The sequence below is a fragment of the Streptomyces sp. NPDC020489 genome, from assembly GCF_044386545.1.
In the GTDB taxonomy this organism is placed as follows: Bacteria; Actinomycetota; Actinomycetes; order Streptomycetales; family Streptomycetaceae; genus Streptomyces.
The window spans coordinates 55,036-81,950 of record NZ_JBIRUZ010000005.1 but is presented as its reverse complement, the minus strand read 5'-3'; the positions used below and the strand labels follow the sequence as shown (position 1 = coordinate 81,950).

Genomic DNA, 26,915 nt, shown 5'->3' with positions numbered 1-26,915 from the left:
CACGGCGTCGTCAACTATCCGCGTCAACACCCCTGCCGTGCCGTCTCAGGCCCGGAACCGACAACCCCTTGGGCCCGGCTCGCCGCGGCGATGTACGACTTGATGGCGTCGGTGATGAAGTCGCGGCTGCTGTCAGGGTCGAGCGCCCGGGCCTGGAGCTGGTCATACATTCCGCTGTAGAGCTGCACGTCAGAGGGTTTGTCCAGGCAGAGATCGCTGGTGAAACGTTCCAGATACACCACCTTCGCCGCGGTGCTGTCGGCGGACTGCAGGATGGAGAACTGGCCTGACAGGCCCGGATGGGCGCCCATCGCGTAGGGGAGGACCTGCACCGTGATGTACGGCTCGGCACCAAGCGCGTTCAGGTGCTCCAGCTGTTCGCGCATGACGTCCGGGCTGCCGACGACACGGTGCAGTGCCGACTCGTCCAGTACGACCCACAGGCGCAACGGGCGAACCGGGTCGTAGATCCGGTGCTGACGGCGCAGCAGCACCTTCAGCCGCGTGCCGGCTTCTTCGACCGTGGGCAGCGGGATGGTTTCCCCGATGACCGCGTGGGCGTAGGCAGGAGTCTGCAACAGCCCGGGGATCGCCATGGATTCGTAGGTTCGGAGGGAGGCGGCGTCGGTCTCCAGAGCGACATAGACGCTCTGGGGGATGTCGCCGTAGGCGTGCCACCAGCCCTGTTGCGCGGATTCCCTGGCCATCTGCATGAGGGAGTCGATGACCTGCTGATCCGTCACTTCGTAGAGCGCGCACAGATCGCGTACGTCGCGGGGGCTGATGGCTCGACGGCCGTTCTCCAGGTGACTGATCTTTGGCTGGGAGACCATGAGCCGTTCGGCCACCTCGGCGCTCTTCAGCCCACTGGCCAGCCGAAGCCGACGCAGCTCGGCGCCCAGACGACGTCTCCTGACGGTGGGATTGCTGTTCGCCGCCACGAGCGGTGTACCTCCGGGCTCCAAGTCATCCTGCTGGCCCGCAGATTGCCATGGAACAAGCGTTGTTGATCACGCGCCATGCCGTCGTGTTCCTCGGACTGCGAAAACGGACTGTGACGTTGTCACGTGCCTCTGTGTCGGCCAACCTCGTCGGCTTTATCGGTCGGCGGGGCACGCGTGCTGCACTTCGGGGTTCACGCGTGGAGGGCACGTCCCCGGGCTGCGGCTCGAGGAGTTCGGTCGGACGGTCGCCGGGGCTGCACGGCGACGCGGATGTTGTCGTACGCGGGGACGTTGCCGTTGGCAGGGCGGCGCGGGTGAGGCCGGGCAGGTCGAAGGAGCCTATGCGGATATGCGTGGTGATGGTCATCCGGCATCGTCCCGGTATCGCCGTCGGTGGCGGTGACCGCGAATGCGTCGGAGACACGCCGGGTTGACCCTTCCGGGCGGTTGCGCGGGAGAGTGAACCGGCCCTCAGTTGATACTACTGAGGACGGTGCGGCCCGGGAATGTCCCGAGCAATTTCTCGAATGCACTTTTCCCGCCGCCCGCCGTGCGCCGAATGATGTGATGCGCCGGGCTGACCGTGGGGTGTGCCGCCTCCGGGTGCTCCGCCTTCCTTTCGGCGGCTGTGCGGACGGCCCTCTCTGGCAATACTTCCGATTTTTGACTCACGCGGCCCATTAAGTATTTCTATGCATTTCGCGACTCATTCGGCAATTCCGGATGACCGGCTCGTGTAAATCATCGACCGGCACGCTCCTCAGTAATATTCCACCGTCAGAAACAGGCGATTCTGTGCTGCCGGGAACCGCCAAGACCACCCGTACCAAGGAGTTGGCCCCTCGATGACGCTGAATATCCCTGACGCTCCTCCGCGACGAATCATGTCGGCCTGGGTCGCGGCGGTGACGGCCGTGGTGATCGCCGCTGTCGTCCTCGCGCTGACGCCGACACGCGCAAACGCCATTGCCACACCCGTGCCAATGGGGACGACGCTGGCCACTTACGGCGTACTGGGTGGTGCGACGGTCACCAACACCGGCCCCACGGTGGTCGAAGGTCTCAACGTCGGTGTGAGCCCCGGTACAGCCATCACCGGGTTCCCGCCCGGCATTGTGACCCCGCCCGGGACTCTGCACGCTGCCGATGCCCACGCGGGCCAGGCCAAGGTCGAGCTGACCACGGCGTACAACCAGGCCGCCGGACAGTCGCTGGACCCCGTGGTGTACAACGACGCTCCCCATGAGTTCGGCGGCGAGGTGCTGACGCCGGGCCTCTACAGGGCCACCAGCAGCGCACAGATCACCGGCACACTCACCTTGGACGCCCAGGGCAACCCCAATGCCGTCTGGGTGTTCCAGATCGGTTCGACCCTGACGACGGCAGCCGAGAACAGCACGGTAAGCCTCGTCAACGGTGCATCGCCGTGCAACGTGTTCTGGCAGGTGGGCAGTTCGGCCACGCTCGGTACCAACACCTCGTTCGTGGGCACCATCCTGGCCAACGAGTCGATCAGTGCCACCACGGGAGCGACCATCAACGGCCGACTGCTGGCCGATGCGGGCGGCACCGGTAACGGCGCCGTGACGCTGGACACCAACAGGATCTTCCTGGGACCGTGCGCGGCCGGGGGCACCGGTGGCACGACCGGTGGCTTGGTCACGGGTGGCGTGATCGCCGGTGCTACGTCAGGCGGCACGACAGAGGGCACCACGGGCAGCACCACGGTCGGCGTCATCGGTGGTGTGCCGACGGGTGGTGGAACCGGTGGTGTGCTGGGCGGTGTTCTGGGCGGCGTTCTGACGTCCGGCGGAACCACCGGTGGCGTGCTGGGCGGCGTCGTCGCGGGCGCCACCAGTGGCGGCACCGTCGGCGGCCCGACAGGTGGCCAGACCGGTGGAGCGGTCGGTGGAAACGGTCACGACCACGGCGGGAAGCCCGACGATCACGGTCAGGGTGGGAAGCCCGACGACCACGGTCAAGGTGGGAAGCCCGACGACCACGGTCAAGGTGGGAAGCCGGACGACCACCACCAGGGTGGGAAGCCGGGCGACCACCACCAGGGCGAGAAGCCGGATGACCACCACCAGGGCAAAGAGCCCGAGGACTACGGCTTCGACGGTGAACCCTCAGGCCACGTCAGTGACCACGGAGATCACCACGAGAAGTCCGACTAGCTCCGTGTGAACAATCAGCACCAGCGGCGCGCGCCGGATCGTGGCAGTTCCGTCGCGCGCCGCAGGCGAGATCTCAGGAGAAGCAGTGAGAGAAGCCAGAACGGAGAGGTCCGTGGGGCCCGACCCGACAAGGGAAAAGGTCCGGGGGCGGGAAATCCTCACGCTCCGAGATCCTTCGCAGCCTCCGCCCATCCTCCTGAGAGTCGTGACGAGCGGCGCCGTGGCCCTGTGCCTGGCGACGGCCCTGGTCCACGTCCTCCTCGTGTTCCTGCACGTGGCACCCCCCAACCCGCTCTCCCAGCAGTACAGCCGGCAAGTCAGTGCGTGGGTGTACCCCCTGTTCGAGCAGAACTGGAGACTCTTCGCGCCGGACCCGGAGTCGGTCAACCGACAGATCTCAGCGAGGACCATGCACACCGCCCCGGACGGCACCGTCCGGGTGAGCGGCTGGTTCGACCTGACCGCCGTCGACAACTCAGCGGTGAAACACCATGCCTTCCCGAGCCATACGGCTCAGAACATGCTGCGGCGGGCGTGGAGTTCGTACGTCGAAACCCATGGTGGTGACGGCCGGCCCCGCTCGGAGCGGGCGCTGATGGTGCAGCGGTACCTGACCAACATCGCGGCGGATCGCATCGCCGACCACCGCGGCGGCACTTTCGAATCCGTGCAGCTGCGGGTGATCACCGTGCCCATCGCCGCACCTGCCGCGGCGAGTGGACCCGAAGCGCCCGGCGCGGCGCCGCGGCCTGCCGAAACGCAGTACTTGCCCTGGTGGAAGGTGGACTCCCGTGGAAACTGAGCAGCCCCTCCCGCCGCGTCGGCGCACTCCCGAGGCGGATGCGGGCGCGCCGCGCCATGCATCCGGGCGGATCGGTGAGTTGCTCACCGTCGTGACCGACCGGCCGGTCTCGCTGTACGCCGCCGCGGTCCTCCGGATCGGATACGGCCTGCTTTATTTCGTCTTCCTGCTGCGCGAGTTTCCGCACCGTGACGAGATCTGGGGCCCCGGCTCGCCATGGACACCCGAGCTGGCCAGGCAGCTGTACGAGCAGACGGGGTGGGCCGGCATCCTCACCCTGTCCGACAGCCGGGTGTACTTCGAGAGCTGTTACGTGCTGGCACTCGTCACCTCCGCACTGTTCATGGTGGGTTGGCGGACCAGAGCGGTGTCCGTGCTGTTCGCGGTCGTGGTGGCCTCGTTCCACTCCAGGGCCATCTTCATGACCGACGGCGGAGACAATCTTGTCCTCCTGATGGCCGTGTATCTGGTCTTCACCGCGTGCGGCCGACGCTGGTCGCTGGACGTGCGCAGAAGCCGGCTCCGAGCCTCCACAGGGAAAACCACGCGCTCGCCGGTGATTCCGGCTGTGGCCGGGCTCCGCGATGCCCGCCGGACCCTGACGTCCGTGCTGCACAACTGCGGCATGTTCGTCATCGCGGCTCAGGTCTGCTTCCTCTACGGATCCGCGGGTCTCTACAAAGTGCAGGGCGGCACCTGGGGTAACGGCACCGCTCTCCACTACGTCCTGAACCTCGAGTTGTTCCGGCCCTGGCCCGAGCTGTCCCTCATGGCGGACGAGCACGACGTACTGATCGCCATCGCCTGCTACCTGACGGTGCTGCTACAGGTCGCCTTCCCGTTCGTCCTGTTCGGGCGGCTCAAGTACCCGGTTCTGACCATGCTGTTGGGCATGCATCTGGGCATCGCCGTCCTTATGGGACTGCCACTCTTCTCCGGCGCGATGATCATCGCCGACGCCGTGTTCCTGCCGGACCGCTTCTACCGGTCACTGGGACGACTGTGGCGGAGCATGAGCAGGCGGCCGGACGCCCGGGGCACGGGGGCCCCATCGCGCGAAGAGCCGGCACTCGTGCCGTCACAGCTCGCACCGTCGAACAACTGAAGGCTCTACAGTCTGGCGGGTCTGCTCGACCCGCCACCCGGAGCGACCGACTGGTGCATGTGCTCGGTCGTCGCCATCCGGTACCGCGCCGGCACCCGGCCACCACCGCCCGCAGTCACATGCTGCATCGGCGCGCCCTCCTCACCCCCCGTCCACCTTCCCAGGAAGGGGGACGGGGGGTGAGGGTCTGCCTCGGGGATGGGTGACCAGCGCGTCCACCGGCGAGGCCGGCCCCCCGCAGGGCGGCATTCTGGAACGATCAGTAAGCCGCGGATTGCTCCTTGGCACCTCGTAGCGCCAGTGACTGGTTGTACCGGCGCAGCAGGAGGAACGCGGTGGCGGCGAGGCCTGTCAGGAGACCGAGCCAGACACCCAGGGTCTCCAGGCCCGCGAGATGCCCGAGCAGCCAGGCGGCCGGCAGGCCGATGAGCCAGTAGCCGACGAGGGTGATGCGGAAGCCGCTCTTGGTGTCGTCCAGGCCGCGTAGCAGGCCGACGCCGATGTTCTGGGCGCAGTCGAAGAACTGCAGCACCGCTGCGACCAGGAGCAGGTTCGTGGCGATGTCCGTCGCGCTGCGCCCGTCCTGGGCCGAGGGGTCGAGGAAAGGCCGTAGCACCAGGCCAGGGACGGCGAGGTAGAGGACGCCGACCACCGCCATCACGGCCGCCGCGCAGGCCAGTGCCGTGTTCTTGATGCGCCGCGCCGCTGGGACGCGGTCCAGGGCGAGTTCGCGGCTGACGTTGAGGGACGCGGCGTGGGACAGGCCGACGGCTATCTGGAAGACGATGTAGATGAGCTGGTTGACGGCGGTGTGCGCGGCCAGGGCGGCGCTGCCGAAGGTGCCGATGATCAGGGCGACGACGGAGAAGAACCCGGCCTCGGAGCCGTAGGTGGCGGCGATGGGCACGCCCAGTCCGGTCAGGCGGCGCACCGTGGCGGGGCGGGCTTTCCAGATGCGGATGTCCAGCAGCGGGGCGAGCTTCGGGTCCCGGCGTGCCGAGGCGTAGAGGGCCAGGCAGGTCAGCGCGTACACGCATGACGTGGCGACGCCGATGCCGGGCAGGCCCAGTTTCGGCAGGAACCAAGTGCCGTGGATCAGACCCCAGTTGAGGGCCGCGTTGACGGCGACCGAGGCGATGGTGATCTGCAGCAGGGCCTGCGGTCTGCGCATCCCGACCGTGAATTGCCGTATCGCCTGGAACCAGAGACAGGGGATCAGGCCGGGTGCGAGCGCGAGCAGCACCGGCCAGGCCGTGTCGACGACATCGGGGTCCTGGCCGAGGAAGGCGACGGCCTGGCCGAGCAGCAGGATGACGATCGCACCGGCGACGCCGGACAGGGTGGCCAGCGCCAGTGCGGCGCGGGCGATGTCGCGGACCTCCTCGCGTGCCTCGTCGGTGAGTTCGGCGTCCTCGTCGGCGCGGGCGGAGGCGGCGGAGACCTGGTTGCCGACGGCGGTGACCATGCCGACGCCCATGGTGCGGAGCTGGTTGAAGATGACCAGCGCCAGGCCGCCGCCGGCGAGTGCCTCGGCGCCCATCACGCCCATCATCACGGTGTCGGTGGTGGTCAGGGCGACCTGGGCGAGCTGGGTCAGGGCGAGCGGGACGGCCAGGGTGGCCAGGTTACGGCTGTCGCGGAGCAGTGTGGTGAGCGGTGTCGGCATCGGGGTTCAGTTCTCGCGGAGTTTGGTGAGCAGCTCGTCGATCTCACGCTCGACGGCAGGGTCGATCAGGTCGCGGGCGTGCATCCAGTCGTCGTTGAAGACGGTGTCCATGTACTTCTCGCCTCCGTCGTTGATCAGCGCGACCATAGTCGTGCCCGGGGCGAGGGAGGACATCCGGGTCAGGGCCTCGTACACGACCCCGCCCGCGGAGCCGCCGATGAGGAGGCCGAGACGGCGGGCCAGCACCCGCGCGGTGGCGAACGCCTCGATGTCGCCGACCTTGGCGCCCTCGTCCAGCAGGGTGTAGTCGACCATGGCGCCGATGGTGGCGCCCTCGGGTGTGCCGGTGCCGGACTGGTAGTAGTCATGGGCGGGCGGCCCGAAGGCGATCGACCCCTTGGGCTCGACCCCGACGATCTGCACGTCCGGCACGGTCTTGCGGAGTTCCCCGCCGGTTCCGAAGAGCCCGCCGCCCGTTCCCACTGCGCCGATCAGGATGTCGATACGGCCGTCCAGGGCGGCGTCGAGTTCATGCGCCACGGGCCGGTAGCCGTCCCCGTTGGCCATGTTGTTGTGCTGCTCGGTGAAATAGACGTTGTCGCTCTCGGCGGCCAGTTTCTCGGCGAAGTCCTCGCGGGCGGCGGTGGCCAGTTCCTCGTCGCCCTCGTCGGCGACGTAGATGAGTTCGGCGCCGAGCGCCTTCATGCCGCGCAGTTTGTCGGCGGCGGCGTGATGGTCGACGACCGCGGTGAAGGTGTAGCCGCGCTCGGCGGCGATGACGGCGAGTCCGAGGCCGGTGTTGCCGGACGTCGACTCGACGATCCGGCCGCCGGGGCGCAGCAGTCCGCGGTCCTCGGCGTCGAGGACCATCTGCCGGGCCATGCGGATCTTCGCGGTGCCGGTCGGGTTGAACTGCTCCAGTTTGAGCAGCAGTCGGCTGCCGGTGTCGGTGCGGCACAGTTCGAAGAGCGGGGTGTGGCCGATCAGGTCGGAGACGCGGCTGACCACGGTGGGACGCGAAAGCGCCTTGTCCATCGGATGGCTCCAGGTCGGGGAGGGAAGAGTCAGGCGAGTGGATGGCGGTCGAGCCGCCAGCGGGTCGTACCGCCGGCGGTGTCGAGGACGACCTTCGGGGGGAGCGGCAGTTCGTGGAAGGGGGACTCGTTGGAGTCCATCTGGTATCCGGCGGTGTTGGGGTAGACGAGCAGATCGCCGACGGCCGGCCGGCGGGGGAACCGGACCTTGCGCCAGGTGACCATGTCGGATTCCAGGCAGGTGGCTCCGCCCACGCACGCGGCGTACGGCCCACCGTGCGGCTCGCGTTCGGGCAGCAGTACCGGGTCCGGCAGGTACTCGCTGTTGAACCACTGCTCGGACAGGCTCAGGCTGCTCCCGTCCACGGTGACGATGCCGTAGCCGTCGCGGTCCTTGACGCCCTGCACGCGGAACACCGTGCACCCGGCCCGGTCCAGCAACGCCCGGCCCGGCTCCAGCAGGAGCCTGACGCCCGCCTCGCGCAGTCGCTGGGCGAGAGCGTCCGTGGTGAGGACGGCGCGCAGAGCGTCGGGGCCCGCCACGGGGGAGTGGTAGGGGTAGAAGTCGCCCGGGTGGAAGGACTTGCCCGCGTGATAGTGCTCGGGCCGTTGCTCGCGCAGAAAACGTTGCCAGTGCTCGGTGTCGGTGTAGTCGACGGCGAAGCCGCCGCCGATGCTGATGCGGTCCGCCCGCAGTCCGGTGGTCCGGGCCTTGAGGCACAGCTCGATGAGTTCGCCCGCCAACTCGGCACGCGGCAGCGGGTCATAGCCGGACAGGTGGAAGGAGAAGCCTTCCATCACGATGGCGTCCGGGGCCTGCGCGCAACGGGCGAGGGCGGCGTCCAACTGTCCGTCGTCGAGGCCGAAGCGGCTGTGCTGTTGTGCCGGCGGCAGTCGCCGCAGCAGCACGCGCGCCGGGCGGGCCAGGGCTCGGGCCTGTGCGAGGACGCTCTCCAGCTCGTCGAGCGCGTCCACGGCGATCAGGCAGCCGTGCAGGACGGCGACCCGCAGCAGACCCTCGGCCTTGGCAGGCCCGGTGACCACCACGTCCTCGCCGCGCACCCCGTGCCCGAGCGCGTCCCGCAGCTCCCCGGAGCTGGCCACGTCCACGCCCCTGCCGGACAGCGCGCAGCGGTCCATCCACACGGCTGCCTTGTTGGCCTTCTTCGCGTAGTACACGCGGCCCTCGACACCGGCCTCGCGCAACACGCGCTCGAAAGCGGCCGCGTTGGCGTCGAAGCGCTCGGGCAGCAGCAGGTGGAAGGGGCCGCCGAGCGCGTACGACAGCTCGTGCGGCAGTCCGCTGCCCAGGACCGTGTCGAGATGGGGATCCGGGTGGGCGGGCAGCCGCGACGCTGCCACGCCGACGGGGGTCACTGCCACAGCGACACCCGCGTTCCCAGCCCCTGCTCGACCGCCAGCTGTGCGAACCGGTGCCCGAGCGCGATGTCGGTGACGACCAGGCCGCTGTTGTAGGCGAAGATCCGCTCGTCCGCTGAGCGCCGGCCCGTCGTCCGTCCCGCGACGACCTCGGGGAACTCCGCGTCGACAGGCGGGAAGCCGCCGTCGGCGTCGGCCATGTCGGTGCCGGTGACCTTCATCTGCGCCTCACTGGTGGCGATCACCCGGTCCGCCTCGTGCAGTGTGGAGGGCGCGATGCCGTGGCCGACCAGGATGGACAGCGCGCCCGGCTTGAGATCGGCCGACTCGACCGCGGCGGGGGTGTGCTGGCCGGCGGTGGCGACCACCACGTCAGCCTCGGCAGCGGCGGCCCGCACGTCGTCCACGACCTCCAACTCCCGGTCGGGGAAGTAGTGGTGGAGCCGCTCGCGGACCGCCGCGAGACCGTCGGGATGGGTGCCGTAGACCATGAGCCGGTCGAGCTGGGGCAGCGTGGTGAGCAGGAACGGCAGGGCGAGCCGGCCCTGGGTGCCGGTGCCGATGACCAGTGCGCTGCGGCTGCCGGGCGCCGCCAGCTCGCGGGCGAGCAGCGCGGTGACGGCCGGGGTGCGCAGCGAGCCCACGCGAGAGCAGTCCATCATGGCGACCGGCAGGCCGGTGACATCGTCGTAGATGGTCAGGGTCGTGTAGTAGTGCTGCTCGTCGCGGCCCTTGTCGAGGCCGTGCTTGTACGACGTCTTGATCGCGACGACTTCGCGGACGCCGTCGCGGCCGAGCATGGCGTACGAGACGGAGTGGCCGTCCGCGGGCTTCACGGTGAGTTTGCGCGGGTTGGCCGACTTGCCGTCGGCGAGGGTGCGGTACGCCTGCTCGACCACGTCGACGACATCGGCGAGGGAGACGTCGAGGCCCGCGATGTCGCTGGTGCTGAGGATGCGCAGGGTCTTGTCGGCCGCGGGGGTGTGGGCCGGGGCGTTGTCCGTGGGTGCGGTGGTGCCGGTCACGGTTGGTCCCTTCGGATGCGGGGGAGGCTGGCGATCAGAGGTGGGCCACGAGCGCGCTCTGGCCGTAGCCGTGTTCGTCGGCTTCGGTCAGTGGGCGGCTGCGGCGTCCGGGGACGCGTACCGAGGCGCGCTTGAGCCAGCGGTCGGTGCCGTCGTAGCGGGCCTTGAACGGCACCCGGCCGTGGACGACCACGTCGTTGTCGACGACGAGGACGTCACCGGGTCGCAGGGCGACCGCGACCGATACGCGTTCCAGCTCGGCGGTCAGCCGGTCGTAGGCGGCGCGGTAGTCGGCGGGAGCCTCGTCGAGCGGGGTGTAGGCGGGGTCGTAGCGCAGCGTCGGACCGTTCTCGGTCTGCCACAGGGCGGCAACCTTCGGCGGCTCCTCCCCGAAGCCCTGCGCCTCGGCGTAGGCGTCGTCGGGGAGGATCGGCAGCGCGGGGCGGGACAGCAGAGCCATGTCGTCCGCATCGAGGCGGACCTTGCGGATGCTCGCGGCGGTGGTGGCGACGGCGTCGTGGTTGCGCATGCAGGCGAGCAGCAGCAGGTGGGCGCGGCTGGGGTGGAAGGCGTCCTCGGTGTGCGGGCTGAGCAGCACGGTGCTGCTCGCGCCGGTCTGTTCCACCTCGTGGCCGGGGGAGGGCACGATGTTGTGCACGAAGCGGCCGTCCTGCTGTCCCTCCCAGGCGATCGGGTGGCCCATGGAGGTGGCGAGCAGGAGCAGGATCAGGTCCCATTCGGCTGCGCTGTCCCCGGCTGTGGCCCAACTGGCGGGCGTGGGGCCGGCGCCGCCGTCGTCGACGGGCAGGCCGCGCAGGACGTACAGGCCGTCATCGGTGTCGACGGGGCGACACTGGTGGCGAATCGTTTCGTCAAGGCGGGCGGCAGAGCGTGCGATCGTGCGGAGCAGTTCGGGACGCGCGGCCGAGCTGCCGAAGTCGGCAAGGATCTTCTGGGCGGTGGAGGTCAGCTCGTCGACCGCGTGCGGAGTGAGCTGCCGTATGGGTGCGGCTCCCGTGGGCATGGCGGAGTCATCCCTTTCGGGTGAGGGTGCGGCGTGACGGGTGCGGGACGGATACGCGTTCCTGTGGGCTCTCTGTGCCTCGGCCGCCGAAACGTATCAGTGGGAATTAGGTTAGGCAAGCCTTAGTTGACCTTGTGCTCCCGTTGGTGCGCTGACGCGCCCGCCGGCCGACTTGTGCTCCCGTGCGCCGCTTTGACGCTCCGCCAGGAACCCGCATGAGCCGCCTCATGGGTTGCGCAAACGATCTTCTTAGGGTAGGCACACCTAAGCAATCTGCCCCGCGTGAGTGGAACGAGGACGTACGTGAACTGGAACAGACGCCAAGTGCTGTGGGCCGGCGGTGGGCTGGGTGCGGCCGCACTCCTGGCTGCCTGTGGCGGGGGCGACGACACCTCGTCCAAGTCACCGGCGAAGGGGAGCGAGAAGCCCCGGCGTGGCGGCACCCTCCGGGTCGGCGCACTCGGCCGCGCCTCGGCCATCACCCGTGACCCGCACGGCACCCAGGCCAACGAGAGCGACTACCTCGTCATCTCGCTGGTGTACGACACGCTCACCGTCCCCGGCGCCAAGCCCAACACCGTCCCCCGCCTCGCCGCATCCTGGAAGGCATCGGACGACCTCAAGACCTGGAGCTTCACCCTCGCGAAGGGGGCGAAGTTCCACGACGGCACCCCGGTCACCGCCCAGGACGTGGTCTGGTCGCTGAAGCGGCTGCGCAACACCCCCTCGGGAGCGTCCCGGCTGCCGGGCATCAAGCCCGAGAACATCAAGGCCGAGGGCGACGACACCGTGGTTCTGGTGTCCGACTACGCCAACGCCGAACTGCCGCAGCTGACCCGGCTGACGACGTTCGTGCTGAAGAAGGACACGGCGGACAAGGATCTCGGCAAGGCCCCCGGTACGGGCCCGTTCAAGCTGGAATGGTTCCGCTCCGGCAACGCCCGCCTGGTCCGCAACGACGACTGGTACGGCGGTGACGTCCTCCTCGACGCCATCGAGGTCAAGATCTTCGAAAGCCCCCAGGCGATGGCCAACGCACTGCTGGCCGGGCAGATCGACGTCGCCTCCAACGTCGGCGCGGTGGCGGCTCGCACGGCCGAGCAGCGCGGCGACGTCCAGGTCGTGCGCCGTCCCAACGACATGGCGATGCCCATCGTCATGCGTACGACCGACGGACCGTTCGCCGACGCGAAGGTGCGTGAGGCGCTGCGGCTCGCCGTGGACCGCGAGGCCATGGTCAAGCAGGTGCTCTCCGGCTACGGCACGGTCGCCAACGACATCCTCGGCACCGGCGACCCCGCCTACGCCAAGGACATCCCGCAGCGCACACGCGACCTCGCCAAGGCCAAGTCCCTGCTGGCCGAGGCGAAGTTCGACACCTCCAAGACGTACGAGCTGCTCACCACCGAGGACATCGCGGGCCTCGCCGAGGCGGCCACCCTGTTCGCCTCCCAGGTCCGCGAGGCCGGCGTCAAGGTGAAGGTGGTCAAGCAGGAGTCCGCCACCTTCTGGGACAAGACGTGGCTCAAGGGCGACCTCTACACCACCTACTGGGGCACCAACGACTCCGTGGTGTTCTTCGCCAGCAAGACCATGGTCTCCGACTCCGGTCAGAACGAGGCCGGTTGGAAGAACGCCGAGTTCGACGCCGCCTACAAGAAGGCCATGGCGACGAAGGACGCGGTGGCGCGGGCGAAGGTGCTGCGCGAGCTCCAGCAGATCGAGTACGACGAGTCCGGCTACCTGCTGTGGGGCATGGCCGACGGCATCGACCTCGCAGGCGCGGCCGTGCGTGACCTCCCGACCCTGCCCGGCTACGGGCGCGTCCAGCTCGAGTCAGCATGGCTGGCTCGCTGACCGAGGCCGTGCGACGCGGGCCGGCCGGGGATCATGAACCCCGGCCGGCCCCGGCGGTCGTACGTCTTCTGCTGCGTGTGACCGGGGTGCTGGCACGCCGGTCGCTGCTGCTGGCCGTGCTGCTCGCCTTCGTCTTCGCTTCCGTGGAGCTGCTGCCGGGCGATGCCGCCAACGCCACCTCCGAGCGCGGGGAGAGCGCGGCCGACCTCGCCGAGCGGCGCCGCCTGCTGGGCCTGAACCGCCCGGTCCTGGAACGCTTCTGGGAGTGGATGACCGGCCTGCCCACCGGCGACCTCGGCACCTCCGCGCGCGGCGAGCCCGTCGCCGATCTGCTCTCCCGTCCGTTCCCCAACACCCTGCTGCTCGGCGGGCTCGCGCTGCTGGTGACGCTGGTCGCCTCGGTCACGCTCGGCTGCTGGGCGGCGGCCCGACCCGGCGGGAAGACCGACCGTGCCGTGTCGGCGAGTGCCACCGGGGTGCTGGCGCTGCCCGAGTTCGTCGTCGCGGTGGCCCTGGTACTGGTGTTCGCCCTGTGGACCGACTGGCTGCCCGCCGTCACGCTGACCGACGCGGATGGCTCGCCCGCCTCCTGGGAGATGCTCGTGCTACCGGTCCTCGCGCTGGCCATCCCGCAGATCGGCTGGAACACCCGGATCGTACGAGCCGCGCTCGCCGACGAGGCCAAGGCCCCGCACCTCGAGACCGCCGTACTCGACGGACTGCCCCCGCACCGGATCCTCACCCACCACCTGCTGCCCGGCGCCCTCCCCACCATCGCGGCCGGGCTCGCCACCTCGGCCGGCATGCTGCTGGGCGGCGCGGTCGTCGTGGAGACCATCTTCAACTATCCCGGCATCGGCTCGGTTCTCGCCGGCGCCGTGACCGACCGGGACAGCCCCCTCATCGCCGGCGTCGTCGCCGTCACCGGAGCGGTCCTCACGGGCGTCCTGCTGCTTGCCGACCTCGTACGCGCCTGGGCCTCCGGAGGCCGGACATGACCGTATCCACCGTGATCGCGCGCCGCCGACTGATCGTGCGGGTGCTTCCGGCGCTGCTGCTCACCGCTCTCGCCCTGGCCGGACCCTGGCTCGCCCCGCACGCCATCGACGCCCCGGTCACCGCCCCGTTCGCGGCGCCCGGAGGCGACGCCCCCGTAGGAGGTGACCAGTTGGGCCGGGACGTGCTCAGCCGGATGCTGGCGGGTGGACGCGAACTCGTCGTCACATCCCTGCTCGTGGCCCTCCTGGTGACGGCGGCGGCCGCCGTCCTCGGCGCGGTCAGCGTTCTGCGCCCTGGAGTGGGCCGGATCATCGAACGCACCGCGGACGTCGTCATGCTGCTCCCGGCCGTCCTCGGCATTCTGCTGGTGACCCTGTCCTGGCCGGACGGCGGACGCCTCGCCGTCGTCACCGCGTCCGTCGTCCTGGGCGTCCCCTACGCGGTGCGCCTGGTGGCGGGCGCCGCCGCGCCCGTGGCGGCCTCCGGATACGTGGAGGCGGCGGCCGTCGGCGGTGAACGGCTGTGGCACCTCGTCGTCCGCGAGGTACTGCCCAACCTGCGATCCACCCTGCTCGCCCTGTTCGGCCTGCGCTTTGTCGCCGCGGTCTACCTGGTGGCCACCGCGGGCTTCCTCCAGGTGGGCCCGCAACCTCCCGCGGCCGACTGGGCGTTGATGATCCGCGAGAACTCCCCGGGCATCCTCCTCAACCCCTGGGCCGTCCTCGCCCCCAGCATCGCCATCGGCCTGCTCGCCATGAGTGTCAACCTGGCGGCGGCCGCCCTGATCCCCGCATCCGGCCGGAAAGTGGTACCCGCGCTGTGAACCACATGCCTGACTGGCACTCCGACAGCCAGCCGCCAGAAGGCGCGGGCGCGGTCCAGGTCACCGGCCTGACCATCGCCGCCCCCGGTGGCCGACTCCTCCTCGACCGGGCGGACCTGCGGCTGACTCCTGGCCGGGTCACCGCTGTCGTCGGCCCCTCCGGCTGCGGCAAGACCACCCTGCTGCGCGCGGTGGCGGGTGCCCTGCCGCCGGGCGCCGAACGCACCGCCGGCACCGTCACCGTCCTCGGCCAGGACCCCCTCACCCTGCCCGCCCCCGCCCTGCGCGGCCTGCGCCGCCATCGCCTCGCCTACGTCGGCCAAGACCCCGGCTCCGGCCTCAACCCGCGGATGAGGGTGCGCCGCCTGATCGCCGAAGTCGCCGTGGACAGCGGCCGCGAGGCGATCCGGGCCCAGCTGACCGAGGTACGACTGCCCGTTGACGACGGCCTGCCGGACCGCCGTATCGGCGCCCTCTCCGGTGGCCAGCAGCGCCGGGTCGCGTTGGCCCGGGCCCTGGCCCGCCGCCCGGCCGTCCTGCTGCTGGACGAACCCACGGCCGGACTCGACCCGGCGCTGCGCGACGAGATCGCGGACCTGCTGCGTCACCTCGCCGAGAACCACCGCATCGCCATCGCCCTGTCCTGCCACGACACCGATCTGGTCGCCCGGCTCGCCGACGAGGTCGTGGACCTCAGCGGCCCGCGCCACAAGGCGGATCTGCCTGCGCCCCGGACGGCGAAGGACCGCACCCCAGCCGACGCCCCGCCCGTCCTCACGGTGTCCGCCCCGCCCGTCCTCACGGTGTCAGCCCTGCGCGCCGCTCACCTCCACCGCGGTCGGCACGTCCCCGTCCTCCACGGCATCGACCTCTCCCTCCGCGCCGGGACCAGCCTCGGCATCGTCGGCGCCTCGGGCTCCGGCAAGACCACCCTGCTGCGCACACTCGTCGGCCTGCACCGACCCACGGCCGGCGTGGTCGCCCTGGAGGACGCGCGCCTGGCGCCCACCGCTCATCGCCGCTCCCGCGAGCAACGCCGCCGCCTGCAACTCGTACCGCAGGACCCGCTCGGCACGCTCAATCCCAGTCGCACAGTAGGAGCGACCCTGCGGCGCCCCCTGCTGCTGCACGGCCAGGCGGGCCGTGCCGAGGCACCTGCCCGGGTCCTGGAACTTCTGGAACAGGTCGGCCTGCCCGCCGCCACCGCCGACCGCTACCCCCACGAACTGTCCGGCGGACAACGCCAACGCGTCTCCATCGCCCGCGCGTTGGCCGCCGACCCCGACGTGCTGTTCTGCGACGAGGTCACCTCCGCACTGGACGCGGACACCGCCGCGGCCGTCATGGACCTGCTGACGCGACTCCGCGACCAACGGAAGCTGTCCCTGGTCCTCGTCAGTCACGACCTACGCCTGGTCGCCGACCGCACGGACTTCCTGGTCGTCATGTCCGAGGGGCGCGCGGTCGAGTCGGGTTCCACCGCACAGCTGTTCAGCTCACCGGCGCATGCCGTGACCGCGGCACTGGCAACGGGCGTCCCGATGGGTGGCTGACGATCCCGCTGCGGCGAGTGACGGGCAGCTCGTCATCGACGTGCGCTCCCACCTGCGGGACGCCGGGCACGTCGACACTCAGCGCGCGATGCTCGGCTGGGTCGCCGTCCGGGCCGAACTGTGTTCATGGCGGAGGCACCGAACCGGCGGCCTGCCCAACTGGCTGGGAACTGATTCCTCCGGTGCGCCCCGTCATCGAACTGCGTTGGCGCTCGGTGACCCCGGCCGGGCTCCCGGCTCGACCCGCGCTGGAACCACCGTCTCGGCGGCATCGAGGTGGAAGTGCCGCGCCGAGGGCAGGTATCGCCCCGCTCGGCGGCCACGGTCCCCGCACCCCGCGCAGCTTGGCGCGCCGGTCAAGAGCAGGTGGTGTCCCCGGTCCGGGCCCGGAGCCAGGTTCAGCCTGAGGAGAGCGGGCGAAAGGCGGGCCGTGGCGTTTCCTTGGCAGAGTGCGCCTGCCGCCGGACGTGACTGGCGGGGCCCAGGCCGTCCAGGACTTGACGGAGTTCCCTGAGGTCCCGCCCGTCGGATGTGGCGTCCACGACCGTGATCGTCGCCGCGTCGACGTCGTCCGGGCGTAGGCGGTCCAGTGTGGTCACGGCGCGGACCGGTAAGGGGATGCGGGCTACCTGGGTGATCGCCGTCCGGGTGACGGGGGTGGTGTCATGGCCGACGACCAGGAGCCTGTCGGACTGGGCGAGTGCTGCCCCGACCACCGTGTGCAGGTCGTCCATGGTGTAGCACCACTCGTGTGGGTGCTGGCCCCGCAGGCGCGGATGGCGACGGCGCAGCACCTTGAGGATGTCCGCGGCCTCGGACACGACGGCACCGGGAGCGACGACGAACGCGAGGCGGTCGGGGTCGGTGACGGCGAGGGTCTCGGCTTGTTGCGGGGTGCTGACGGTTCTGAGGTTGCCGTGGACGGGGCGGCCGGCCCCGGCGCCGGGGCCGGCGGCGGGTGGGGTTACGACGACCACGTCGTCCCCCCGCTCCAGGAACCGGTGCAGTGCGCGTTCGGTGTTCTCGGCCGAAGGGCACCTGACGCTGGCGGGGCAGCCGCAGACCCGCCACCGGTGGGTGGCGTCTGCGGCAGTCTGCGCCGGTACCGAGGCGTTCGGCGGGCAGTTCGACGGACCCGGGGCGAGGGGGTCGGAGGCGGTCACGTGGAGCACGCGCCGGGTGCGCAGTACCGCTCGCCAGGACTCGATCTGACGGCGGGCGAAGGAGATCGCGGTGGCATCGTCGCTGTGGGCCGCGAGGGCGAGGCCGCGGTGTCCGCCTTCGGGCCGTTCGTAGGAGACGGTGAAGACGGTCGTCGGCGCCGTCGGGAGGTCGCCGCGGAGGTCCTCGTTGGATAAGGAGCGGGAGGCGGTCCCGAGGCCGGCCTGGCGGGCGTGTGCGGAGAGCAGGCGGTGGGCCGGGCAGTCGACCAGGCCGCGTGTGGGGTGCCACCAGCTGGTGGCCACGGTGAGGCTGCCGGGGGCGACGTGGAGCGTGGGGGAGTGGAGTACTTCCGTGAGGACGCTTCGGTTCATCTTCCTGGCGGGGGTCGAGGGGGCGCGGGGACGGCAACGACATCCAACACGTCTGCGTGGCTCCGCCCCTCCTCGTGCCCGCGGTTGTCACTCCGATGGACCCCCGCGCGGTCTCCGTGGGTGCATCTGGCGTGCTCGTGCGAGGAGTGCCGCGGCAGCGGGGTTCGTGGCGTTCGGGCGGAGGGCGGCGGTCAGGGTGCGTATGCGGTCGTCGGCGCGGGCGCTGCGGATGTTCGGAAGGATGTCGAGGAAGTCGTGCCAGGTCCGGCATGCCTGTTCCAGGTGGCCGGACATCAGCTGGGTCTCGGCCAGTTCGGCGAGGCCGAGGGCCCGGGAGCGGCGTTCGTCGGCGGGCCGGTGGCGCAGCGAGAGGGAGAGGGCCCGGGCGGCCGTACGGTGGTCTCCCTGGCTCTTGGCCACGGCCGCCCGCTGGAGCGCGAGTGAACCGGCGTGGAAGGCGCCGACGGCGGAGGCGCCGTCTGCCGACTTCTCCAGGCACCGCTCGGCCGCCAGGAGGTGGCGGGTGTGGCGGCGGTCGCCTCGGCCCGCCTGAGTGACTGCCAACTGGCCGAGAAAGAAGGCTTGTTGGTGTGGCGGTGCATGGTGGGCGCCGATCTGGACGGCGTGTTCGGCGAGTTGGTCCGCCTCCGTGAGGTGCCCCAGTTCGTGGGCCTGCACGCTGAGTCCGCGCAGGGCGACAGCTTGGCCGACGGTGTCGCCTGCCTCGCGGGCGAGTTCGAGGCTCGTGAGATAGAGACGCTGCGCCGCCGCGTGGCGGTTCATGTCGAAGTGGGCGAACGCGCAGAGATAGGTCAGCTGTGCGGCGACCGTGAACAGGTCGCGCCGGATGGCGGGTTTCGTGTCGCTTCTGAGCCAGGGGAGCAGGGTGGTGGACAGGTACTGGCGCAGGGGTTCGCGTACCGATCCGGCCCCGAAGACGATGTCGCTGCGGGAGAAGACCATGAGCAGTTCCCGCGCGGCGGAGACGTGCGCGGCGCCGACCGGCACCGGTGTGGCGAAGGCGGCGGGCCGGCCGTCTCCGGCGGGCGGTGCACCGGTGGGAATCGCCAGTGCCGCCAGCGAGTAGGCGCCGACGAGGGCGAGGCTGCGGCGGTCGGTGTCCCGCAGTATCCGGTCGAGGCGTTCCACGGCGCTCCCTTCACCGGGCGGCGTCCCGGCGCCGTGTCCCGGCTGCCTGGTGTCGAGCAGTCCAGTGTCCTGTAACAGGACCGGTCTGCCGAGACGTCGGGACAGAGCTTCCGCGACGAGAGCGGGCACCGGTGGGCGGGGGCGGCTCCCGGCCAGCCAGTGGGCGACTGTGGTGCGGTCGTAGTGCAGCGGGGTGCCCCGCTCGGCGCCGAGTGCGTTGACCTGGCGCGCGAGTTGGGCGCCGCTCCACCCGGCCTCGGCCAGGAGGCGACGCAGGGGCTGATTCGGCGTTCGGGGCGATCGCACACCCCTCTCCTTTTCCCGCTCATCCGTTCGTGAGTGCTCGGGTTCAACGTCCGCATGTGTTCAACACGCTTGCCTGCCGCATAGGCGCTGGGAGCGCTTTCCTTCAGGCAGGCTCAGGGTGCGACGCGATGCGGGGCGGCACACAGTGCGCACCGCAGGCGCATCCGGGGCCGCCCGTACGCCCCTTGTGCACTACTGGCCCGTCCCGAACGGAAGGACGAGATGCGCACAAGCCCTCCACCTGAGCCGGAGCCCGCGTCCCGCTGGCGGCGCGCGGCCCATCTGTTCCCCGGGCAGGGGGACTTCTCCGTCGGATCCCTGATCCGTGCCGCCCGGGCCGGCAGCGTGGGCGCGGCCGTCCGTGAGGTCTTCGGGCAGATCGACGAGGTGGCGGTCGAGCGCGGTCTGCGACCCCTGGGGCCCTGGCTGCTGGGCCGGCAGCCGCCCAGCGGACGCGAGTTGGCGCAGGCCGCCACGGGCACCTCTCAACTCGCCCTGTACGGCGCCTCGATCGCGATCCACCGGGCACTGAGCACGTCCTACGGGGCACCCTCGGTGGTCGTCGGGGTGAGTTTCGGGGAGATCGCCGCGCTGACCGCAGCCGGCGCCCTCACCGTCCGCGACGGCGCGCGGGTGGCCCATGACCTCGCCGTCGTGCTGGCCCGCTGTCCCGGCGGGCTGAGTCTGCTCGGCTGCTCGGAGCAGTCGGCTCACCGGCTGCTGGAACGGGCCGGGGCGCCGGACGCGGTCGTGGCGGTGGTCAACGACGACCGGTCCGCGGTGATCGCGGGTCCGGTGCCGGCGCTGGCCCGGGTCGAGAAGGTGGCCGGCGACGAGGGGGTGAGCACCATGCGGCTGCGGCTGCCGTTCTCCTCCCACCATCCGGCGCTGGCCGAGCAGTCCGCGGTGTTCGCCGCGTCGGTCCGCGCCTATCCGCTGACCGAAACGCGCGTGCCCGTGTACTCGGCCGTGGCCGGACGCCGCTACCGCCCCGACGACGACCTTCCCCGCCGCCTGGCGGACTGCCTGGTGCGGCCGGCCGTGGTGCCCACTGTGCTGCGCCAGGCGGCGCGGCACCGGCCGGACGTCTTCTTCGAAGCGGGTACGGGCGACGCCCTGGCCTCCAGCGCCCGCACGGTCCTGTCCACGAACCCCGCCCTGCCCGTCCACGCCCCACTGGCCGAACCCGACTTCCCCTGGTGACGCCCACTCCCGGTCCTGGAGGATCAGCGATGCCCCTTGCGCCCCTGCCGACGGCCACCCACGACGAGATACGGCGGCTCGTCCACGGCCCCTGTGACTCCGCTTTCCTCTCCGACCTCCACCAGGCCCTCACCGCTGACGTCCCTGCCGACGGCAGAGGCAGACAACTGCTGCACCGCTTACGCCTGTTGGGCGAGACACTGCCGCACGATCTCTTCGACGATCCGCCAAGGCTGGCCACCGCCCACGCCTGGGCGGCGGCATCCGACCCCTCCCTCTGCCTGGCGGCACTCGTCCACCACCTGCTCTGCCTGGGATCCCTCACCCAACTCGGCGACGGATCCGAGGACGTGATGTCCCGGGTGAAGGCCCTGCGGTCCGGCCGGGCCAAGGGCGTCTACCTGATCACCGAGGCCGGCGGGGCCAACAGCCACCTCGCGACCCGGACCCTGGCCGAACTCGACCCGTCCACCGGAGAGTTCGTCCTGCACACCCCGGACGCGCGGGCCGCCAAGTTCGGCAGCGCCGGGACCCTGGACGTACCGCAGACGGCGGTGGTGCTCGCACGGCTGGTCACCGAGGGCGCCGACCGCGGGGTCTTCGCGTTCGTCGCCGATCTCACCGACGACGAGGGGCTGTTGCCAGGCATCGAGGTCTCCTCGCCCATCGCCCTGGGCGCGCTGCCCCTCGACTACGTCCAGGTCCACTTCCATCACGTCCGGCTGCCACACACTCACTGGCTCGCCGACGGCGCCCGCATCGCACCCGACGGCACCTTCCACGACCCCGCGGGGTCCGCGGAGCGGCGCCTGCAACGCACCCTGCGCGTGGGCCAGGGGCTGTGGGCGACCATGCCGGCGGTCGCGGCCGCCACCAGCCGCCAGTCCGCCGTCCAGGCCGTCACCTACGCCCAAGGGCGCAGCACCCAGGGAACGTTGGCGCCCGGGGTGCCGTTGCTCACCTACCGGACCCAGCAGCGCGCCGTGCTGGGAGCCATGGCGGACGCGTTTGCCCTGACCTGCGCCGCTCACGGCGCCCTCGCCCTGTGGGAGGAGTCCCGCGCGGCCCCCGCCGACCGGCACGGGACGGAGATGGGCTTCACCCCGTGGACCGCCGTCAACCAGCCGCTGGCCGCGTACAAGGCCGCGGCGGTCCGGCTGGCCGCCCGCGTCAGCGCCGAATGCCAGCGCCGCTGCGGCTTCTCCGGACACCTGGACGTGAACCGGCTGGCCGCGTACCACGGCTTCCACCACGCCTTCGACCCGGCCGGCGGGGACAGCCAGCTCATCTTCTACGACATCGGACGCGCCCTCGTCGAAGGCGGAACGACCGGGCAGGCGGCGGAACCCCCGCCGCGCACAGCCGACACACCACCCACGTCAGCGCACTGGTGGCCTGCGGTCGTACGACGCCACCAGCACGACCTGACCCGGCACCTCGGCGAGTCGGCGCACGCCACGGGCACCGGCACCCCGTTCGAGCGGTGGAACCCCCTGCTGGAGGACGCCGGTACCCTCGGCGAGATCTATGCGAACGCGCTCGTGGCCGAGGACGTCACCCGCACGCTCGCCGGGACCCAGGACCGCGACCTGGCCCGCGCCCTGCGGGCGTTGGCGGCCCTGCACGGCGTCACGGCGGCCCGCCGATGGTCGGGTTCACTGCTCGCCCTCGAAACGCTGGGTCCTGCGGACATCCAGGCGCTGTCCGGTGCCGCCGACGAGCTGTGCGACGAGATCCTTCCCCATCTGCCGCTGCTGACCGAGGCGTTCGCCCACCCCGACGGCATCGCCCCCGCCGACTGCGACATCGCGCCTCGGACCACCCTCACCTGGACCCGGGGAGGCACGGCATGACGGGCGAGCATCGTATCGGGGTCCTCGGCATGGGTACCCACCTGCCGCCCACGGTGCGCACCAACGCCGAAGTGGCGCGCGGTGCCGGAGTGACGGCCGAATGGATCAGCGAACGCACCGGAGTCCTCAAACGCCATGTGGCAGGTCCCGACGAGGCGGCCTCCGACCTGGCGGCGCACGCTGTCCGCTCGGCGGCGGAGGCAGCCGGCGTCGACCTGGCCGACATCGGCCTGCTGGTCTGCGGCACCTCGACCCCTGACGAGCTCGGGCCGTCGACCGCCTGCCGCATCCAGACGGCGGTGGGCGCGGGCAACGCGGTCGCCCTCGACGTCGCCGCGGCCTGCTCGGGCTGGTTGTTCGCGGCCAAGGTGGCGCACGACTGGCTGCGCGGCAGCCCGGAGATCCGGTACGCGGCCGTGGTCGGCGTCGAGGCGTACTCGAAGTTCCTCGACCCGGCCGACCGGGGCACCGCGGTCCTGTTCGCCGACGGGGCCGCCGCCGCCATCCTGGGGCCGGTACCGGACGACCAGGGCTTCACGCACTTCAGTCTCGGCTCCGACGGCGCCCTCGCCGACCGCGTCCTGATCCCGGCCGGCGGCAGCCGCCTCCCGGCGAGCGCGGCCACTCTCACCGGCAACGGCCACCGCATCCACATGGACGGCCGCACCATCAGCCGGTTCATCACCGACGTCTTCCCCCGACTCATCACCGACGCCCTCGAACGGGGCGGGCTGGGCATCCAGGACATCGACTGCGTCGTCGCCCACCAGCCCAACCCCGTCCTGCTCAGGCGCATCGGCGCCGACCTCGGTATCCCCGCCGACCGCCTGGTGGTCGTCGGCGACGAGGTCGGCAACATCGGCGCCGCCAGCGCACCCTACGCACTCGCCCGTGCCGCCGGACAGCGGCTGCGGGCCGGTGACCGCGTCCTGCTGGCCGTCTTCGGCGCCGGCATGACCTGGGGCAGCGCTCTCCTCACCTGGAGCGGAGCCCCCGCCCGCACCTCGACACAACCCGCCGCACGTCCCGCATCCGAAGGAGTGCTCCGATGAACGCCCTGGACCTGTTCCGCCTGGACGGCGCACGCGCGCTGGTGACCGGCGCGTCCCGTGGTATCGGCAAGGCAGTCGCCGAGGCCCTGGCCGACGCGGGCTGCGACCTGGCGGTCACCGCCCGCACCCTGCCCGCGCTCGACGACACCCTCAAGGCCGTGGAGGAAAGGGGCCGCAAGGCGGTGGCCCTCGACGGGGACCTCGCCCTGCCGGGTGCCGGAGCCGACCTGGTCGACCGGGCGGCCGCCGCACTCGGCGGCCTCGACGTCATCGTCCACAACGCGGGCACCCTGCCCACAGCCGAGGACGGCAGCCCCCAGCTGGCGCCACTCCAGCACGCCCGCCAGCAGGACTGGGACACGGTCGTCACCGTCAACCTCAACGCCACCGCCGCCCTGTGCCGGGCCGCCCACCCCCACCTCGCCGACTCCCGCCGCGCCAGCCTGATCCTGATGTCCTCCGTCGCCGGGCTCGTCGGCACCCCCATGATGGAGGCGTACGCCGCCACCAAGGCCGCGCAGCTCTCCCTCACCCGCAGTCTCGCGGTCGGCTGGGCCCGGCACGGCATCCGCGTCAACGCCCTGTGCCCCGGCTGGACCCGCACCGACATGACCGCCTTCGCCAGCGAGACGGGCCCGCTGTCCGACTGGCTCACCAGCCACGTCCCCATGGGCCGCTGGGCCACCGCGGACGAGGTCGTCGGAGCCACGCTCTTCCTCGCCTCTCCGGCCTCCTCGTTCGTCACCGGACACGCGCTCGTCGTCGACGGCGGACTCGCCGTACCGGACGGCGGCCTGGCCGGCCACCCCAAGCCCGCATCCCCCTTCGCGGCGGCATGAACACTCCTGCGTCCACCGGCAGTTCCACCGCGGTGATCGCGGGAATCGGCGCCTGCCTGCCGCCACGCGTCGTCGACAACGACACGGTCATCGCACGCGGCGGCCTGCGCACCGACGACACCTGGATCCGGGACCGCACCGGCATCGCCCACCGCCGCCACGCCGAGCCCGGCACCAGTACCGGCGACCTCGCGGTCGGCGCCGGCCGGGCCGCGCTCACCTCCGCCGGGGATCTACGCCCCGACATGCTGCTGCTCGCCACCAGCACACCCGACCAGCCCTGCCCGGCCACTGCTCCCGCCGTGGCCCACCGGCTGGGCCTGGGCACCATCCCCGCCTTCGACCTCGTGGCCGTCTGCTCGGGCTTCCTGTACGGGCTGGCCACGGCGACCGCACTCATCCGCGGCACCGCATGCGCCACGGCCCTGGTCATCGGAGCCGACACCTACACCACCATCGTCGACCCCACCGACCGCGAGACCGCACCGATCTTCGGCGACGGCGCCGGAGCGGTCCTGCTGCGCCCCGGCACCCCGGACGAACCCGGGGCCGTGATCGCCACCGACCTCGGCGCCGACGGCAGCGGCAACGACCTCATCACCGTCCCGCACGGCGGCTCCCGCCACCCGCAACACCTGCCGCCCGCCGACCCGGCCGCACGCCACTTCCGCATGCAGGGCCGCACGGTCTACGCCCACGCCGTACGCCACATGACGCGATCCGCCAACTCGGCGCTCCACCACGCAGGTTGGGCCACGGACACGGTACGGGCCTTCGTCGGCCACCAGGCCAACCAGCGCATCCTGGACTCCGTCGCGGACCGCCTCGGCATCGCACCCGCCCACCGGTTCGGCAACATCCGCGACCTCGGCAACACCGCGGCCGCCTCCATCCCCCTCGTCCTGGCCGACCCGGCCGTGCACCAGACCGTCGCACCCGGCGCACGCTCCCTGCTGACCGCCTTCGGCGGCGGACTCACCTGGGCCTCCGTCGCCCTGCACTGGCCCAGCGCCGCCCCCCGCACCGAAGCACCGCCCAGCGACCTGCTTCGCACCCCCGACCTCTCAAGGAGCCACCCGTGGACCGCGTCTACGACCACCTGGTGACCCTCCTCAGCGACAAGTTCGAAGTCGACCCCGACCGCATCGCGCCGGAAGCCACTCTCGACACCCTGGAACTGGACTCCCTCGCCGTCGTCGAGCTCTACGTCACCCTCCAGGAGCAGTGGCACATCCCGCTCGACGACTCCGCCGCCTCCGGCGAGCTCACCGTCGCCGACGTGGCTCGCGCGGTGACCGAGCTCCTGGACGAGAAAGAAGCCGCCCCGGGACACAAGGCCGCGCAGTGAGCGACGAGGTGGCCGTCACCGGCATCGGCCTCGTCACGCCCGGCGGCATCGGTGTGCAGGACACCTGGGAAACGGTGTGCGCGGCCAGACCCACCGCGCACACCGACCCCGTCCTGAGCGACCTGCCGGTGACCATGTCCTGCCGCGTGCCGGACCTCCCGCCCGGCCGGGGCCGCCTGTGGCGCTTCGACCGCGGCACCCGCTTCCTGCTGACCGCCGCCCGGGAGGCCCTCGACTCCGCAGGCCTCGATCCGGCCGACTGGGACCCCGCCCGCGTCGCCGTGGTCATCGGCACCGCGGCCGGCGGCATCGACAGCCTCGAAGCCCAGCACCACAAGTTCCTCACCACCGGCCCCGCCGCCCTGTCCCCCCTCACCATGCCCGCCTTCCTCCCCAACATGACGGCCGGCCACCTCGCCCTCGACCTCGGCATCACCGGCCCCTCCCTGCAGACCTCCACCGCCTGCGCCTCCGGGGCCACCGCCCTCATCACCGCCTGCCTGCTCCTGAACGCCGGGGCCTGCGACATCGCCCTCGCCGGCGGCACCGACGCCATGGTCACGCCCCTGTGCGCCGCCGCCTTCGCCAAAATGGGCGCGCTGTCCCGCCGCAGCACCGACCCCGCCCGTGCCTCACGTCCCTTCGACAAGGACCGCGACGGCTTCGTCCTCAGCGAGGGGTCCGGCATCCTCGTCCTCGAACGCCGATGCCACGCCGCCGCCCGCGCCGCCCGCACACTGGCCCGCCTCGCCGGCCACGGCACCACCAGCGACGCCCACCACCCCACGGCCCCCCACCCCGAGGGCGCGGGCCTGCGGGCGGCGGCCCTCACCGCCCTCGGCCAGGTGGGAGCCTGCGCCGACGACGTCGACCACATCAACGCCCACGGCACCAGCACCCCGCTCAACGACAGCGTGGAAGCCACGGCGATCCGCGACCTCTACCCCCGCCGACCTCCCTCCGTCACCTCCGCCAAAGGAGCCCTGGGACACACCATGGGCGCCGCCGGCGCCATCGAGGCCGTCCTCACCGTCCTGACCATCGCCCACGCCATCGCGCCACCCACCGCCAACTTCACCGCCCCCGACGCCACTACCACCGGCATCGACATCATCACCACAGCCCCCCGCTCCCACCCCGTCCACTTGGCCCTCAGCCACTCCCTGGGCTTCGGGGGCCACAACACGGTGCTGGCCTTCACCGCCCCGTGAGGGACGGGGCGTCGGGGGGCTAACGGCCCT

Annotated in this window: 22 protein-coding genes; 14 read left to right on the top strand and 8 right to left on the bottom strand. The window is 71.4% G+C overall.

Features of this window, described 5'->3' with window-relative positions; genetic code table 11:
- Positions 1 to 23 precede the first annotated feature (23 nt).
- Positions 24 to 941, bottom strand: a complete 918-nt coding sequence (locus tag ACH41F_RS14400; RefSeq protein WP_391231238.1) for a Scr1 family TA system antitoxin-like transcriptional regulator — start codon at positions 939 to 941, stop codon at positions 24 to 26.
- Positions 942 to 1,789: 848 nt separating this feature from the next.
- Here ACH41F_RS14400 and ACH41F_RS14395 point away from each other — a divergent pair.
- The 3 genes from ACH41F_RS14395 to ACH41F_RS14385 all read left to right on the top strand — a co-directional run bounded on the left by ACH41F_RS14395 (position 1,790) and on the right by ACH41F_RS14385 (position 5,028).
- Positions 1,790 to 3,121 (top strand): ice-binding family protein, encoded by a 1,332-nt coding sequence (locus ACH41F_RS14395; protein ID WP_398835505.1) that lies wholly within the window; start codon positions 1,790 to 1,792, stop codon positions 3,119 to 3,121.
- A 190-nt stretch (positions 3,122 to 3,311) separates the two neighbouring features.
- Positions 3,312 to 3,923 carry a DUF5819 family protein gene (locus tag ACH41F_RS14390; protein ID WP_398836360.1) on the top strand — a complete coding sequence of 204 codons (612 nt, stop codon included), beginning with the start codon at positions 3,312 to 3,314 and terminating at the stop codon, positions 3,921 to 3,923.
- Positions 3,913 to 5,028, top strand: coding sequence for an HTTM domain-containing protein (locus ACH41F_RS14385; RefSeq protein ID WP_398835502.1), 1,116 nt, complete (start codon positions 3,913 to 3,915; stop codon positions 5,026 to 5,028). The genes ACH41F_RS14390 and ACH41F_RS14385 overlap by 11 nt, the downstream gene beginning before the upstream one ends.
- 259 nt (positions 5,029 to 5,287) lie before the next feature.
- Here the strand turns inward: ACH41F_RS14385 and ACH41F_RS14380 are convergent, their stop codons facing one another.
- From ACH41F_RS14380 to ACH41F_RS14360, 5 genes are read right to left on the bottom strand one after another with little or no spacing between them, the layout of a single operon-like run.
- A complete protein-coding gene (locus ACH41F_RS14380) occupies positions 5,288 to 6,694 on the bottom strand; it encodes an MATE family efflux transporter (protein WP_398835499.1) in 1,407 nt (468 codons plus the stop codon).
- Between the two features lie 6 nt (positions 6,695 to 6,700).
- The gene (locus ACH41F_RS14375; protein ID WP_398835497.1) at positions 6,701 to 7,729 is read right to left on the bottom strand and encodes a cysteine synthase family protein; all 1,029 of its coding nucleotides are present in this window, start codon (positions 7,727 to 7,729) and stop codon (positions 6,701 to 6,703) included.
- 29 nt (positions 7,730 to 7,758) lie between these two features.
- Entirely contained in the window at positions 7,759 to 9,111 is a 1,353-nt protein-coding gene (locus tag ACH41F_RS14370; protein WP_398835495.1) for a Y4yA family PLP-dependent enzyme, read from the bottom strand.
- Complete coding sequence (locus tag ACH41F_RS14365; RefSeq protein WP_398835492.1) at positions 9,102 to 10,133, bottom strand: ornithine cyclodeaminase family protein; 1,032 nt, start codon at positions 10,131 to 10,133, stop codon at positions 9,102 to 9,104. Before ACH41F_RS14365 ends, ACH41F_RS14370 begins: the two co-directional genes overlap by 10 nt.
- Before the next feature lie 34 nt (positions 10,134 to 10,167).
- On the bottom strand, positions 10,168 to 11,157 hold the full coding sequence (locus tag ACH41F_RS14360; RefSeq protein WP_398835489.1) for a TauD/TfdA family dioxygenase: 990 nt from the start codon (positions 11,155 to 11,157) through the stop codon (positions 10,168 to 10,170).
- Positions 11,158 to 11,460: 303 nt separating this feature from the next.
- Between ACH41F_RS14360 and ACH41F_RS14355 the strand changes: the two genes are divergently transcribed.
- Genes ACH41F_RS14355 through ACH41F_RS14340 form a run of 4 tightly spaced genes read left to right on the top strand, consistent with a single transcriptional unit; the run spans position 11,461 to position 16,389 of the window.
- Entirely contained in the window at positions 11,461 to 13,014 is a 1,554-nt protein-coding gene (locus ACH41F_RS14355; protein WP_398835486.1) for an ABC transporter substrate-binding protein, read from the top strand.
- On the top strand, positions 12,999 to 14,012 hold the full coding sequence (locus ACH41F_RS14350) for an ABC transporter permease subunit (RefSeq protein WP_391231250.1): 1,014 nt from the start codon (positions 12,999 to 13,001) through the stop codon (positions 14,010 to 14,012). The genes ACH41F_RS14355 and ACH41F_RS14350 overlap by 16 nt, the downstream gene beginning before the upstream one ends.
- Complete coding sequence (locus tag ACH41F_RS14345; RefSeq protein WP_398835484.1) at positions 14,009 to 14,836, top strand: ABC transporter permease; 828 nt, start codon at positions 14,009 to 14,011, stop codon at positions 14,834 to 14,836. The genes ACH41F_RS14350 and ACH41F_RS14345 overlap by 4 nt, the downstream gene beginning before the upstream one ends.
- Positions 14,833 to 16,389, top strand: a complete 1,557-nt coding sequence (locus ACH41F_RS14340; RefSeq protein WP_398835481.1) for an ABC transporter ATP-binding protein — start codon at positions 14,833 to 14,835, stop codon at positions 16,387 to 16,389. Before ACH41F_RS14345 ends, ACH41F_RS14340 begins: the two co-directional genes overlap by 4 nt.
- 398 nt (positions 16,390 to 16,787) lie before the next feature.
- Here the strand turns inward: ACH41F_RS14340 and ACH41F_RS14335 are convergent, their stop codons facing one another.
- Positions 16,788 to 17,924, bottom strand: coding sequence for a 4-hydroxy-3-methylbut-2-enyl diphosphate reductase (locus ACH41F_RS14335; RefSeq protein WP_398835478.1), 1,137 nt, complete (start codon positions 17,922 to 17,924; stop codon positions 16,788 to 16,790).
- A gap of 87 nt (positions 17,925 to 18,011) precedes the next feature.
- The gene (locus tag ACH41F_RS14330) at positions 18,012 to 19,379 is read right to left on the bottom strand and encodes a hypothetical protein (RefSeq protein ID WP_398835475.1); all 1,368 of its coding nucleotides are present in this window, start codon (positions 19,377 to 19,379) and stop codon (positions 18,012 to 18,014) included.
- A gap of 222 nt (positions 19,380 to 19,601) precedes the next feature.
- Here ACH41F_RS14330 and ACH41F_RS14325 point away from each other — a divergent pair, with 222 nt between their 5' ends.
- Genes ACH41F_RS14325 through ACH41F_RS14295 form a run of 7 tightly spaced genes read left to right on the top strand, consistent with a single transcriptional unit; the run spans position 19,602 to position 26,885 of the window.
- Positions 19,602 to 20,582, top strand: a complete 981-nt coding sequence (locus ACH41F_RS14325; RefSeq protein ID WP_398835473.1) for an acyltransferase domain-containing protein — start codon at positions 19,602 to 19,604, stop codon at positions 20,580 to 20,582.
- A gap of 29 nt (positions 20,583 to 20,611) precedes the next feature.
- The gene (locus ACH41F_RS14320) at positions 20,612 to 22,435 is read left to right on the top strand and encodes an acyl-CoA dehydrogenase (RefSeq protein WP_398835471.1); all 1,824 of its coding nucleotides are present in this window, start codon (positions 20,612 to 20,614) and stop codon (positions 22,433 to 22,435) included.
- A complete protein-coding gene (locus ACH41F_RS14315) occupies positions 22,432 to 23,487 on the top strand; it encodes a beta-ketoacyl-ACP synthase 3 (protein ID WP_391231257.1) in 1,056 nt (351 codons plus the stop codon). Before ACH41F_RS14320 ends, ACH41F_RS14315 begins: the two co-directional genes overlap by 4 nt.
- A complete protein-coding gene (locus ACH41F_RS14310; protein WP_391231258.1) occupies positions 23,484 to 24,326 on the top strand; it encodes an SDR family oxidoreductase in 843 nt (280 codons plus the stop codon). Before ACH41F_RS14315 ends, ACH41F_RS14310 begins: the two co-directional genes overlap by 4 nt.
- Positions 24,323 to 25,432, top strand: coding sequence for a beta-ketoacyl-ACP synthase III (locus tag ACH41F_RS14305; RefSeq protein ID WP_398835469.1), 1,110 nt, complete (start codon positions 24,323 to 24,325; stop codon positions 25,430 to 25,432). Before ACH41F_RS14310 ends, ACH41F_RS14305 begins: the two co-directional genes overlap by 4 nt.
- A complete protein-coding gene (locus ACH41F_RS14300) occupies positions 25,405 to 25,674 on the top strand; it encodes a phosphopantetheine-binding protein (RefSeq protein ID WP_391231260.1) in 270 nt (89 codons plus the stop codon). The genes ACH41F_RS14305 and ACH41F_RS14300 overlap by 28 nt, the downstream gene beginning before the upstream one ends.
- A complete protein-coding gene (locus ACH41F_RS14295) occupies positions 25,671 to 26,885 on the top strand; it encodes a beta-ketoacyl-[acyl-carrier-protein] synthase family protein (protein WP_398835466.1) in 1,215 nt (404 codons plus the stop codon). Before ACH41F_RS14300 ends, ACH41F_RS14295 begins: the two co-directional genes overlap by 4 nt.
- The last annotated feature ends 30 nt before the right edge of the window (positions 26,886 to 26,915 follow it).